This window comes from Streptomyces rapamycinicus NRRL 5491 (genome assembly GCF_024298965.1).
In the GTDB taxonomy this organism is placed as follows: Bacteria; Actinomycetota; Actinomycetes; order Streptomycetales; family Streptomycetaceae; genus Streptomyces; species Streptomyces rapamycinicus.
Map to the genome: position 1 here is coordinate 2,984,633 of NZ_CP085193.1, position 13,158 is coordinate 2,997,790.

10 protein-coding genes and 1 pseudogene are annotated in these 13,158 nt (G+C 71.6%); 6 read left to right on the top strand and 5 right to left on the bottom strand.

Going from position 1 to position 13,158, the window contains the following annotated elements; all coding sequences use genetic code 11:
* Nucleotides 1–5 precede the first annotated feature (5 nt).
* From LIV37_RS11905 to LIV37_RS11925, 5 genes are all read right to left on the bottom strand, one after another.
* Nucleotides 6–1,808 carry a thiamine pyrophosphate-requiring protein gene (locus LIV37_RS11905; protein ID WP_020867364.1) on the bottom strand — a complete coding sequence of 601 codons (1,803 nt, stop codon included), beginning with the start codon at nucleotides 1,806–1,808 and terminating at the stop codon, nucleotides 6–8.
* Between the two features lie 109 nt (nucleotides 1,809–1,917).
* On the bottom strand, nucleotides 1,918–2,679 hold the full coding sequence (locus LIV37_RS11910; protein WP_020867365.1) for a class I SAM-dependent methyltransferase: 762 nt from the start codon (nucleotides 2,677–2,679) through the stop codon (nucleotides 1,918–1,920).
* A gap of 10 nt (nucleotides 2,680–2,689) precedes the next feature.
* On the bottom strand, nucleotides 2,690–3,505 hold the full coding sequence (locus LIV37_RS11915; RefSeq protein WP_020867366.1) for a MerR family transcriptional regulator: 816 nt from the start codon (nucleotides 3,503–3,505) through the stop codon (nucleotides 2,690–2,692).
* Nucleotides 3,506–3,528: 23 nt separating this feature from the next.
* Nucleotides 3,529–4,338 carry an alpha/beta fold hydrolase gene (locus LIV37_RS11920; RefSeq protein WP_243146356.1) on the bottom strand — a complete coding sequence of 270 codons (810 nt, stop codon included), beginning with the start codon at nucleotides 4,336–4,338 and terminating at the stop codon, nucleotides 3,529–3,531.
* Nucleotides 4,339–4,565: 227 nt separating this feature from the next.
* Nucleotides 4,566–6,854 (bottom strand): serine/threonine-protein kinase, encoded by a 2,289-nt coding sequence (locus LIV37_RS11925; RefSeq protein ID WP_121825577.1) that lies wholly within the window; start codon nucleotides 6,852–6,854, stop codon nucleotides 4,566–4,568.
* 144 nt (nucleotides 6,855–6,998) lie between these two features.
* Here LIV37_RS11925 and LIV37_RS11930 point away from each other — a divergent pair.
* The 6 genes and pseudogenes from LIV37_RS11930 to LIV37_RS11955 all read left to right on the top strand — a co-directional run.
* A pseudogene (locus tag LIV37_RS11930) lies at nucleotides 6,999–7,939 on the top strand (ATP-grasp domain-containing protein); the annotation flags it as partial.
* A gap of 62 nt (nucleotides 7,940–8,001) precedes the next feature.
* A complete protein-coding gene (locus tag LIV37_RS11935) occupies nucleotides 8,002–10,041 on the top strand; it encodes a CocE/NonD family hydrolase (protein WP_020867372.1) in 2,040 nt (679 codons plus the stop codon).
* A 55-nt stretch (nucleotides 10,042–10,096) separates the two neighbouring features.
* Nucleotides 10,097–10,750 (top strand): HemK2/MTQ2 family protein methyltransferase, encoded by a 654-nt coding sequence (locus LIV37_RS11940; RefSeq protein WP_121825576.1) that lies wholly within the window; start codon nucleotides 10,097–10,099, stop codon nucleotides 10,748–10,750.
* A 19-nt stretch (nucleotides 10,751–10,769) separates the two neighbouring features.
* A complete protein-coding gene (locus LIV37_RS11945; RefSeq protein WP_121826092.1) occupies nucleotides 10,770–10,961 on the top strand; it encodes a CDGSH iron-sulfur domain-containing protein in 192 nt (63 codons plus the stop codon).
* A 122-nt stretch (nucleotides 10,962–11,083) separates the two neighbouring features.
* A complete protein-coding gene (locus LIV37_RS11950) occupies nucleotides 11,084–12,088 on the top strand; it encodes a Ppx/GppA phosphatase family protein (RefSeq protein WP_121825575.1) in 1,005 nt (334 codons plus the stop codon).
* Between the two features lie 62 nt (nucleotides 12,089–12,150).
* Nucleotides 12,151–13,068 (top strand): DMT family transporter, encoded by a 918-nt coding sequence (locus tag LIV37_RS11955; protein ID WP_020867376.1) that lies wholly within the window; start codon nucleotides 12,151–12,153, stop codon nucleotides 13,066–13,068.
* Nucleotides 13,069–13,158 lie beyond the last annotated feature (90 nt).

Here is a 13,158-nt window from a genome sequence, read left to right on the forward strand (position 1 = left end):
TTCCGTCAGGCGTGCCCGCGTCCCGGCAGGCGTTCGGCGTACTGGGCTACCTTCTGCCGGATGCCCCGGTGGGCGATCCCGGCCAGCTCGGGGTCGTGCAGCGCGGCCTTCACGGTCTTCTTCGCCATGGGGACCATGAGATGGGGCGGGATCGGGGCGATCTCCTGGTCGACCATGAACTCCAGGACGACCGGGCGGTCACTGGCCAGCGCCTCGTCCCAGGCCCTGCCGACCTTCTTCGGGGACTCGCAGCGGATCCCCCGCAGCCCCAGCAGTTCGGCGTACGCCCCGTAGGGGACGTCGGGGATGACCTGGGAGGCGGGGTACTTCGGGTCCCCGGCCATGGCGCGCTGCTCCCAGGTGACCTGGTTGAGGTCCTGGTTGTTGAAGACGCAGAAGACGAGCGGCGGGCCGCCCGCCAGCCGGTCCATATAGCGCTTGACGGTGATCATCTCGTTCATGCCGTTCATCTGGAAGGCGCCGTCCCCCACGAAGGCGATCACCGGGCGGGTGGGATGGGCGAAACGCGCCGCGATCGCGTACGGCACCCCGGGGCCCATGGTGGCCAGCGTCCCGGAGAGCGAGGCGTCCATTCCGTCGCGCAGCTTCAGATGGCGCGCCCACCAGTTGGTGGCCGATCCGGAGTCGGCGGTGAGGATCGCCCGGTCCGGCAGCCGCGAGGAGAGCTCCGCGGCCACCGACTGGGGGTTGATGGTGTCCCCGAAGTGCTGGCCGGCCCAGGTGTCGCAGATGGTGAGCCACTCCCGCACATCCTTCTCGACCTTCTTCCGCCAGCTCCGCTTCTCCTTGCGCCGCAGCAGCGGGAGGAGCGCCTTGAGGGTCTCCTTCGCATCGCCCACCAGATGGGCGTCCATGGGGTAGCGCATACCGATCATGCGGCCGTCGATGTCGATCTCGACGCCGCGCGCCTGCCCCTCGTCCGGCAGCCACTCGGAGTACGGAAAGCTGGTGCCGATCAGGAAGAGGGTGTCGCACTCCTTGATCATCTTGTCGCTTGCGGTGCTGCCCAGCAGACCGATCGGCCCGGTCACATAGGGCAGGTCGTCGGGGAGGACATCCCGGCCCAGCAGCGCCTTGGCCACCCCGGCACCCAGCAGCTCGGCCACTCCGACCACCTCGCCCGCGGCATCGGCCGCGCCCTGGCCGACGAGGATGGCGACCCTCTCGCCCTCGTTGAGGACATCGGCGGCACGGCGGAGCTCATCGGGGTCGGGCAGGACGCGGGGACGGCTCCAGCCCACGCTGGAGAACACCGATCCGTGCGCTTTGGGCGGGGAGGGCTGGGCGTCCTCCTCCTGGATGTCGTTGGGGATCACGATCGTCGCCACGCCGCGCGTGGTCAGCGCGGTCTTGAAGGCGCGGTCGATGACATGCCGTGCCTGGCCCGGGTGGGTGACCATCTCGCAGTACTCGGAGACGTCGGCGAACAGCCGGTCCAGGTGGATCTCCTGCTGGTAGTGGGTGCCGAGGCTGAGCCGCTTCTGCTGGCCCACGATGGCGACCACCGGCTGGTGGTCCAGCTTGGCGTCGTACAGACCGTTGAGCAGGTGGACGGCGCCCGGCCCCGAGGTGGCGGCGCAGACTCCGACCTCGCCGGTGAACTTGGCGTGGCCGCAGGCCATGAACGCGGCCATCTCCTCGTGCCGGACCTGGATGAACTCGGGGTCCCCCGTGGCCCGGTCGAACGCCCCGAGCAGACCGTTGATCCCGTCCCCCGGATAGCCGAAGACCCGCGCCACCCCCCACTCGCGCAGCCGAGCCAGCACGAAATCCGATACCTGAGCCACGGCACCTCCTCGGTAGTGCTGCATGAAGCACCTCACAGGAGTAGCCGTGGACCGGGCCGGTAAACGTGGCGCGCACGGGGCGTGGCCGGGCGGGGCACCCGGGCGCCGGTCAGGGACGGGCGGCCACGAACAGGTCCACCAGGTAGGTCTCCTCCACCTGCTCGTCCGGGAAGAGCTCGCGCAGCCGACCGCGCTCGGCCGTGAGAAACGCCTGGGTGCCGGCCTCGCCGAGGACGAGGAACGCCGAGTGGCTGGTGATGTTGGCCAGGTGGGTGTCGAGGGAGACCACGCGGCTCCAGCGCACATGGCGGCGGGTGACGCGGAGACCGGAGAGCCCCGCGAGCCGGACGGCGTGGCTGTCGTCGGGACGCACCCGGGGGGTCGACGTCATACCGGAGTGGGCCGCGACCCGCTCGGCCTGGGCGGCGATCCACGGCACGTCGAAGGCGGTGGTGTTCCACCAGACCGCCAGCGCGCCACCCGGGCGCAGCACGCGCAGCGCCTCCGGAACGGACCGTTCGGTGTCGGTCCAGTGCCAGGACTGCGCATACGTGATCAGGTCGCGGGAGGCGTCGGCGAGGGGCAGGGCGTTGCCGTCGCCCCGGACGATCGGCGCGTCCGGAAGCGTCCGGCGGAACTGGGCCGCCATGCCCGCGCCCGGCTCGACGGCGATCACATCGGCGCCGCGGTCGCGCAGGACGGCGGTGGCGATTCCGGTGCCCGCGCCGACGTCGGCGACGCGTGCGCCCGCGAGGGGGTGTCCGGCGAGCTCCTCGACGGCGTCGAAGAGGGCGGGCGGGTAGGAGGGGCGGTTCGCGCCGTACTGGGCGGCGGCCGCGTTGAACGAATGGGCACGCGAGGTGGCGGTCATGCGCCCATCCTCACTCGTCCGGCCCCTTCTGCCGAGCCCCCCGCGGTCCGGCCGCGCCCCGGTCGACGCGCCCGACCTTGGTCCAGCCGGTCCAGCCCCGCTGCCTCAGCAGCTCGATCAGCCGGCGGGCCGACGGCATGGTGTCGAACGCGAGGGTGTCCATCACCCTGACCAGCGGTGGGTCGATCTCGGCGTCGTCGATGTAGTCCTCGCCCCGCTCCTCGGCCATCCCCGTGAGGTAGACGGCCAGCTCGTCGGCCAGCCCGTCCAGCCGGGGATCGCCGTCGGCGCGGTCGAGCGCCCGGCCCAGGGTGCGGTAGAAGCCGATGAACCGCGGGTCGGCGATCTGCTCCCGCTTGCGCGCCAGCCACTCCGGGACCCGCTCGGGTGCGTGCGCGGCCAGCGGGATCCAGCCGTCGCGCTCCACCCGGACGATCCGCTCGTCGACCCCGAGCGCCCGCAGCCGGTCGAGAAACTCCACCACCTCCGGGGGCAGCGCCAGGCTGTCCCCGGCGGCGAGGCGGGCGATCCGCTCACGGTGCCGCTGCCGCTCCCGGATCTCCGCCCGCAGCCGCTGGTCGATCTCCGCGACCGCCGCGGCGAACTCCTCCTCACCGGCCCGGAGCAGCTCCCGTACGCGCGCCAGCGGCACCCCGGCCTCGGCGAGGGTCCGGATCCTGATCAGCTCGACGACGGCCTCGGCGCCGTACCGCCGATAGCCGGAGTGGTCCCGCTCCGGCTCGGGCAGCAGCCCCTTGGCGTGGTAGTGCCGCACCGCGCGCACCGTCACTCCGGCGTACGACGCCAGCTCGCCGATGGTCAGCATCGGACCAGTCTCCTGGAAGTCGCCTATGGAGCCACCTCGTCGGCCGGGTGGCGCCGGATGATCTCCGCGATCTCCCTGGCGTGGGTGAAGACCAGCCGGTGGCCGGTGTCGAGCCAGGTCACGGAGGTGTCCGGCCGCTCGTGTACAAGCCGGTCGATGCCCGCGCGCCAGAGCCGGTTGTGCCGGGGCGCACGCCCCTCGGTGCCGTCGCCCGCGATCGCGGCCGACATGATCATGTGGATCGGGCGGTCGACCTTCCGGTACCGGTCGAGGATTCCGGCCCGCACCACATCCATCTCGAGCTGCAGACCGAGGATGTCCCGCGGGCCGAGCAACACCTGATGCGCGGTGCCCCTGGCCCGCTCGATCTCCCGCCACATGGCCGGGTCCTCCGCCATCGCCCGGAACTCCGGCAGGTCGGCGTCGGTGATGAACGGTTCGGGCAGCGGGTTCGCCCCGTCGATGAGGACGAGCCCGGCGACGGCCTCAGGGCACTCGGCGGCGTAGTGCACGGCGAGGTCCGCGCCCAGCGAGTAGCCCACGAGCACGGGCGGCGAGGGCGGGCCGAGGCGTCCCGACTCCGCCAGCACGGCGAAGAGATCGCTCCGAAACGCGTCGAAGGAGTACCGGTCGGCGGCCGAGGCGAGGCCATGGCCCCGGAGGTCGAAGGTCACCACGTCGTGGTCGCGCCGCAGGAGCTCGATCAGCTCGTGCAGATCGGCCCGGGTGGAGTTGAGGCCGGGACACAGGACCAGCGGCCGTCCCCGGCCGCTCCGGGACACCGGGATCGTGACACCGTCGTGGTGGACCGTGAAGTGCCGCGTCGTCGTCATGCCGACCATGCTGCGAGGCTGCCCCTGCGTCAGGGTCAACCGCCGCGGCGGCCCGCACCACGGAGAGCGCGCTCCACGGGGTGGTCGGCGCGCGGCAGGGCTCCGCCCCTGGATCCCGGGGTCCGGGGCAGAGCCCCAGTTGAGGGAAGGGGCGGGGAGGGGGAAGCACCGATATGCGGCTCCGCCGCGCGGCCCGCCGCATGCGTACGCGTACCGCCGGACACCCCCTAGCGCGCCCGGTACGGGTTCTTCCACAGGTACACCCTGCGGTGCTCGCTGTCGTTGCCCGCGATGAGCCGTCCGTCCTTGCTGAAGACGACCTCCTGCATCACATTGGCCGCCCCCTCCGCGCCGCTCGACAGGATGGCGCGTGGTTTGCGGGTGGCCACGTTCCACAGCAGCATTCCGTATTCGGAGGGGACCGCGAGCGTCTTGCCGTCCGGGCTGAACGCCAGGTGGTTGACCTCCGACGCGACGAGGGAGTCGCTGAGGGTGGCTCGCTGATGGCCGGTCTTCGCATCCCACAGCCGCACCTTGCCGTCGTAGCTGCCGGTGGCGATCGTCTTGCCGTCCGGGCTGAACGCGAGGCTCAGGACTCCTTGCGCGGGGGAGATGGTGACCCGTGGATCGCCCTGGCCGTAAGGTTCCGGATCGCGGTGTGCCACGTCCCACAGCCGCACCGAGTGTTTCGGGCTGAGGTTGCTTTCGGAGTCGTCGCTCGCGGAGGCCAGCGTCCGGCCGTCCGGACTGAAGGCCACGCCCGTGACTTTGGCCTCCTGGTTGTAGTAGGCGAGTATCTCGTCCTTCTTGCGGCTGTTGATGTCCCACAGGAACACCGAACCGGACTGAGTGCCGGTGGAGAACAGCTTGCCATCCGGGCTGAAGGCCACCCTTTCGCCGCCGTTGACGCCGTCGAGGAGGCGAATCTGCCGGTGCTTGGCCACGTCCCACATGGCCAGCCAGCCGGTCATATTGGTGGCGGCGAGGGTCTTGCCGTCGGGGCTGAACGTCACCTCGCGGGTCTGGAACCCGCTGTCGGGTCCCGTGAAGGTGGTGCGTGGCTTACGGCCGGCGACATCCCACAGCCGCACCCTCCCCTCGGAGTTGCCGGTGGCGAGCGTCTTGCCGTCCGGGCTGAACGCCAGGCCCTCGGCCGTCCCGGCCTGGCCGGTGGGGCCGAGGGAGGCCATGGGCCCGATCGAGCGGTAGGGGAGGCTGGGGCCGCGGTCTGGGGAAGAGCCGGGGAGGTAGACGGCGATCAGGACGACGGCGAGGACGAGGATCCCGACCCCGCCGATCAGGACGGGCAGCCCCGGGGCGGGTGTGGTGAGCGGGTCCGGGACCGGCGGGTTCGGCGAGGTGTCGGGGTCCAATGGGGTCGCGGGGCCGCCGGGGGCGCCGCCACGCGCCGGGTCGTGCGCGGCCGGAGCGGACGGCGGCGGTACGGGGGCGGCGGGCCCGGACCCGCGCGGCGACCGTGATGTGCGTGTCTCGGCGTCGGGCGAGCCGGAAGGGCTGGGCGAGCCCGGGGTGCCCCGCGGACCTGGGGGCACGCGCCCGGGCCCCGACGGCGACACCACGGTGCGGGTGTGGGCGTCGGCGACGGCGTCCGCGACGCCCGTCGTGTCGACCCGGCCGCACCGCTCGATGACCTGGGCCGGGGTCGGCCGCCGCGCCGGGTCCTTCTCCAGGCAGTGGGCGGCGATGGCCCGCAGGGGCTCGGGGCAGCCGTCGAGGTCGGGATCCTGCTCCAGGATGCGGTAGACGACGCTGTGGTCGGAGCCGCCGCCGAAGGCGAGCCGTCCGGTGGCGGCGAAACCGGCGATCACACCGAGGGCGAACACATCACCGGCCTCGGTGACGTCCCGCCCCCTGATGTATTCGGGCGCCATGTAGGCGGGCGTTCCGGTGCGCATCCCGGTGGCGGTCACCGCGGTGACATCGGCCGCCCGGGCGATACCGAAGTCGATGACCTTCGGTCCCTCGCAGGTGAGGATGATGTTCGAGGGCTTCAGATCGCGGTGGATCACATCGGCGGCGTGGATGGACTGCAGGGCCTCGGCCACCCTGGCGATCAGCCCCAGCGCCGCGTCGGCCGACAGCGGCCCGCTCTCGGCGACCGCGTGCTGAAGGGACGGCCCGGGTACGTACGCCGTGGCCAGCCAGGGCTCTTCGGCCCGCAGATCCGCGTCCACGACCGGCACCGTGTAGAGACCCTGGACGCGCCGGGCCGCGGCCACTTCCTGCTCGAAGCGCTTGCGGAACGACGCGTCGCCCGCGTATTCGCGGTGGACGACCTTGACCGCCACCGCGCTGCCGGCCGGTGTACGCGCCAGGTAGACGCGGCCCATTCCCCCGGCGCCCAGCACCGCCTCCAGCCGGTACGGACCGGCCGTGGCGGGATCAGTGGCCCCCAGGGGGCGGTGTGGTGGCGGAGCCGTCGGCCACCCCGGTCGCTGTCCCGCCCCAACGGGTGGAACCGCCAATCGACCATGGTCATGGTCCGGTCGGGACATGCTCCCCGTCACCCCGTCTCTCGCCGTTCGAGCGAGCGACAGCGTAAACGAACCCACCACCCCGTAACAGCTCCCCCACTCGCAGGTCGTCCCCGCATCGGATGCCCCGTCAGGGTTGGCGGCCCGCATGCGGGTACTCAGGAGGATCTGGAGGCGCGGGACCCGCGGCCGCCGGAGGGCGTCCGCTTCCCGATGTGGCTCAAGCCGGCCCTCGCGTACTCCTCGGAACTGGCCTTCTCGGTCAAGGACGAGGAGGAGTTCCGTACCGCGGTGGACCGGATCCGTGAGGGCATCGGCCGCGTCGGGAAGCCCTTCGACGCCGTCCTCGAACGGCTCGGGCTACCGCCGGAGATGGAGGGTGTCGGCGGTCAGGTGTGCCTCGCGGAGGAGGCGCTGAGCGGGGTGCAGGTCGCCGTGGAGGGCTATGTCCACCGGGGCGAGGTCACCGTCTACGGGGTGCTGGACTCCATCGACTACCCCGACAGCTCGTCCTTCCTGCGCCACCAGTACCCCTCCGCGCTGCCCGAGCCCGTGATCCGGCGGCTGCATGACGTCTCGCGGCGGGTGATGCGGCAGATCGGCGTGGACGGGGCGACGTTCAGCATCGAGTACTTCTACGACGCCGCCACGGACGAGATCAACCTCCTGGAGATCAACCCCCGGCACTCCCAGTCGCACGCCGAACTCTTCGCCTACGTCGACGGTGTGCCCAACCACCACTGCATGCTCAGCCTCGCCCTCGGCGAGGACCCCGCCCTGCGTACCGCGAGGGCCCCTACGCGATGGCCGCCAAGTGGTACTACCGGTGGTTCGCCGACGGTGTGGTCCATGACGCCCCCGTCGACGAGGAGATCGAGCGCATCGAGCGCGAGATCCCGGGCGTACGGATCGATGTGGTGCCCGAGGAGGGCCAGCGGCTGTCGCAGATGGAACAGCAGGACAGCTACAGCTTCGAACTCGCGCACATCTTCACCGGCGGGGACAGCGAGGAGGACCTGCGCGAGAAGTACGACCGCTGTGTCGCCGCCCTGAACCTGCTCTTCGACGCCGGCGCCCCGGGCGCCCGGCGGGAGCAGCACGGCTGAGCCCCGACCGGCCCGACCGCCCAGCCGCCCCGACCGCCACCAGGGAAGGAGCATGTCGGCCCATGCGGCTCGTGAGCAATCTGCCGTGCGCCACGGAGGAAGAGGAACACATCACCATCCCCATGTCCGACGGCGTTCGCCTGTCGGCGCGCGTCTGGCGTCCCACGTCCTCGGACGAGGAGCCGGTGCCCGCGGTGCTGGAGTACATCCCCTACCGCAAACGGGATCTGACCTCCGTGCGCGACTCCGTCCACCACCCCTACATCGCCGGTCACGGCTACGCCTGTGTCCGCGTCGACCTGCGGGGCACCGGGGAGTCGGAGGGGGTGCTGACGGACGAATACCTGGGGCAGGAGCAGACGGACGCCGAGGAGATCCTGGCGTGGCTGGCCGAGCGGCCCTGGTGCGACGGCGCCACCGGCATGATGGGCATCTCCTGGGGCGCCTTCGCCGCCCTTCAGGTGGCCGCCCGGCGGCCACCGAGCCTGCGCGCCATCGTCATCGCCTCCTTCACCGACGACCGGTACGCCGATGACATGCACTACATGGGCGGTGCGCTGCTGTCCGACAACCTCGCCGAGGCGGGCACCATGTTCGCCTACGCCACCTGCCCGCCGGACCCGGCGGTGGTCGGCGAGCGCTGGCGCGGGATGTGGCACGAGCGGCTGGAGAACGCCCGCCCCTGGGTGCTGGAGTGGCTGCGCCACCAGCGCCGCGACGACTACTGGCGGCACGCCTCGGTGTGCGAGGACTACCAGGCCGTGCGGTGCCCCGTGCTGGCCTCCAGCGGCTGGGCGGACGGCTACTCCAACGCCGTGACCCGGCTGCTCGGCAATCTGGACGTACCGCGCAAGGGCCTGATCGGGCCGTGGTCGCACAAGTATCCGCACCTGGGCGAGCCGGGTCCGGCCATCGGCTACCTCCAGGAGGTGGTGCGGTGGTGGGACCACTGGCTGAAGGGCGTGGACAACGGCGTCATGGACGGGCCCATGCTGTGGACGTGGATGCAGGACAGCGTGCCACCGTCCACCTCCTACGAGGAGCGCCCCGGCCGCTGGATCGCCGAGCCCCGGTGGCCCTCCCCCAACGTCGAGCCGGTGGTGCACCCGCTCACCGGATATCGCATCGCCGACCCCGGTGACACACCTCCCGGCCAGGAGGCGCGGGGCGAGCCGCTGACCGTCCAGTCTCCGCTGTCCGTCGGCCAGTTCGCGGGCAAGTGGGCCTCGTACAACGCGCCTCCGGATCTGCCGTACGACCAGCGGGAGGAGGACGGCGGTTCGCTCGTGTTCCAGACCGATCCGCTCACCGAGCGGGTGGAGATCCTCGGCTCGCCCTCCGTCGAGCTGGAGCTGTCGGCCAGTGAACCGGTCGCCATGGTCGCCGCCCGGCTCTCCGACGTGGCTCCGGACGGCCGCGCCACCCGGGTCACCTACGGTCTGCTCAACATCGCCCACCGCGAGACCGTCGGCGACCCCGAACCCCTGGAGCCCGGCCGGCGCTACCGCGCCCGGGTGCGGCTCAATGGCGTGGCCCAGGCGTTCCCGCCCGGTCACCGCATCCGGTTGTCGCTGTCCACGTCGTACTGGCCGCTCGCCTGGCCCCCGCCCCGGCCGGCGCTGCTGACCGTGTACGAGGCCGACAGCGCCCTCACGCTGCCGCTGCGCCGGACCTCCGCGGGCGAGGACCGGCCCCAGCGCCCGTTCGGGGAGCCCGAGGGCACGCCGCCCGCCGCCACCACCCGGATCACGCCCCACGAGGAGCGCTGGGACGTCAAGCGCGATCTGGTCGGCTACCGGTCCGAGTTGGAGATCGTCAAGGACGCGGGCACCCTGCGCTTCGACGACATCGGGCTGGACGTCGGCCGCCGGGCGTACGAGCGCTACACGGCGGTCGCGGACGACTTCGGCTCGGTCGGTGGCGAGTCGACCTGGACCATGCGTTTCCACCGCGACGACTGGGATGTGCGGGTGGTGACGAGCACGGTGCTGCGCTCAAGCGAAACGGAGTTCTTCGTGGACGCCACGCTGGACGGCTACGAGGGCGACCGGCGGGTCTTCTCGCGCACCTGGAACGAGACGCTGCCCCGGGACGGCCTGTGACTCTTCCCGGACATCGCACGCGCACGTCACGCTCTGCCGGGGGTACTCGCCGCTGATGGTGTTCAAAACGCCTCCAGGCGTGTACGCCCCGCAGGACGACACATGGCTGTTGTCCGAGGCCCTGCTGCGGGAGGACATCACGGCCGAGACGGCGGTGCTGGACGTGGGGACCGGCAGCGGGGCCCTGGCGCTCGCCGCGGCCGGACGCGGCGCGGCCCAGGTGACCGCGGTCGATGTCTCACCGCTCGCCGTGGGCGCCACATGGCTGCGCGCCCGCCTCAAAGGGCTGCCGGTGCGTGTCCTCCAGGGCGATCTGCTGACCCCGGTCGCCGACAACAGATTCGATCTCATCGTCGCCAATCCGCCGTATGTGCCGTTGGCGGGGCGGCGGATCCGCCGGGGCCGTGGCGTGGCCTGGCGGGCCGGTGCCGACGGGCGGGCGGTGGTCGACCGGATCTGCCGCGACGCGCCTCCCCTGCTGCGCCCCGGCGGAGTGCTGCTCCTGGTGCACTCTGCGCTGTGCGGCCCGGATCGTACGGTGGAGCGGTTGGCGGGGGCGGGGCTGCGGGCGACCGTGGCCGACCGCCGCACGATCCCCTTCGGGCCGGTGCTGCGCGAGCAGGCCCCCTGGCTGGAGGCCCATGGGCTGATCCCCCCGGGCGAGACGAAGGAAGAGCTGGTGGTGATCCGTGCCGAACGACAAGTGTGATCACACGGTGGGCGTGCGGATGGGGACCGACGGCCCGATGCTGATCGAGGGACCGGTCGAGGTCACGCTGCCCGATGGCAGCGTGGTGCGCTCCGACCGCTTCACGGCGGCCGTGTGCCTGTGCGGCCGCAGCGCGCGCTACCCGTGGTGCGACACCAGCCACCGCCGCAGACCGCCGAGGTCACGGCGCGGAGCGGGCCCGGAGCAGTAGCTCCGTAGCGGGCCCGGACGTATGCTCATATGCGCGCTCGGAAGTACGGAACGCCGCCCGGTCTCCGGACGGCGCGCGATCATCCGACGTCTGGAATATGTCAGGTGGGGCACTCATCACGGATGCGCTGTGGAGTGCTCGACATCGGATCCCGTACCGTCCATCTCAAGATCGCCGACCTTTTCCCGGGCAGACCCCCGGAGCCGGTGGTCTCGTGGAAACAGCCGGTCCGCCTGGCCGACGCGACCGATCGCCAGGGGGTGATCCCCCGCGAGGCGATCCGGTCCCTGGTCGCCGCCGTCACCGCGAGTGCCGCGGCCGCGTCCGCCCACCACGTCGACCGCCTGATCCCCTTCGCCACCTCGGCGGTGCGGGACGCGACCAACCGGGACGCGGTGCTCGACGAGATCGAGGCCGCCACCGGTATCCGGGTGGGTTTCATGAGCGGCGTGGAGGAGGCACGGCTGACGTTCAGGGCGGCGCGCGGCTGGCTCGGCTGGTCGGCGGGGCGGATACTGCTCCTCGACATCGGCGGCGGCTCCCTGGAGATCGCCTGCGGAAGCGGTACGGACCCCGCTCTCGCCATCTCCCTGCCGCTGGGCGCCGACCGGCTCACCCGCCACCATCTGCCCGATGCCACGCCGGTGCGGAAGCGGGACGTCAAGGCGTTGCGCCGGCACGTACGCGCCACCCTCGGCCAGGGCACCGCCGAACTGCGCGCACAGCCCGCGCCCCTCTCCTGCGTCGCCACGTCCAGGACGTTCGCCCAGCTGGCCCGCCTCGCCGGAACCCCGCAGCCCGGCAAGGGTCTGCCCACGGTCCACAGTCTCAGCCGTAAGGAGCTGGTGCCCTGGGTGTCACGGCTCGCGGGCAAAACGGACCGGCAGCGGGCGAAGCTGCGCGGAATCTCCGCCTCCAGGGCGCATCAGTGCCTGGCCGGTGCCATCGTCGCGGAGGCCGTCATGGAAGTCATGGCGGTGAAACGACTCACCATCTGCCCATGGGCCTTGCGCGAGGGCGTTCTGCTCGACCATCTCTCCCGCCTCGAGGGCGAACATCCGGAGTTCACGACCACGCCGTTCGTGCCCACACCGCGCGCGATCCGCGCGCTCCCCCAGGAGGCGTAACCTGGCCGGAGGGCCGGGGGAGCGCACCGCGACGAAGAAGCGCGAACCCGGGAGTGGTGCCCATGGTGACGATCCTGCTGTCGATCATGTTCGCTCTGCTCGCGGCCGGCAGCAATGCGCTCGGAACGGTATTGCAGCGGCGCGCGGCGCTCACCGTTCCCGCGTCACCGTCATTGCGCATCGGGCTGATCCGCGACCTCGTGCACACTCCCGTCTGGTTCGGCGGAATGCTCGGCGTCATCTTCGCCGCCCTCTTTCAAGCGCTCGCTCTGGCCACCGGATCACTGGCCGCCGTACAGCCCATTTTCATTCTCGAACTCCCCCTCGCCCTGGTGATCGGAGGAATGGTCTTTCATGTCGGGCTGTCCCGGAAGGCATGGCTCTGTGTGGTCTGCATCGTGGCCGGACTGGCTCTGGTCCTCCTCTCGCTGGCGCCCACCGGAGGGCGTGAACAGGTGCCCGGGATCTGGTGGCTGCCCGCGCTCGCGGTCACCGGAGGGATCGGTACCACCCTCGTGCTCACCGGTCTGCGGCGCCCCGCCGGTCTGATGCGCGCGGCCTCGCTCGCGGCGGCGGCGGCCATCGGAAACGCCGTCACCGCGGCATTGGTCAAGTCGGCCATGAACATCCTCTCCGCTCAGGGCGCCGTGGCCTTCTTCACCGCATGGCAGACGTACAGCTTCGCGGCCGTCGGCGCCTTTTCGCTGTTCCTGCTCGGCGTGGCCATGCAAGGGGGCCCGCTCATCGGCTCGCAGCCCGCTCTGACGCTGGGCGACGCCTCGGTGAGTTTCTGTCTCGGTGTGACGCTCTACGGGGAGCAGCCGCGCGCCGGATTCTGGCTCGTACCGGCGCTGATGGGGCTGGGTGTGCTCCTCTACGGAGTCTTCGGGCTGTCCCACACCCGATGCCTCGCCCAGTGCCTCGGCCCGGGCCGGGACGAGCTCGATGCCATGGGGCAGCCCGCCACGGCGCGCGGGTGATATCGCCGGTAGAATCGTCAATACGGCGAAGTCGAGTATTTCGGACACAGCGCGCGGTGTGGCATCGGACCTCTACGAGCTACTGGAGGG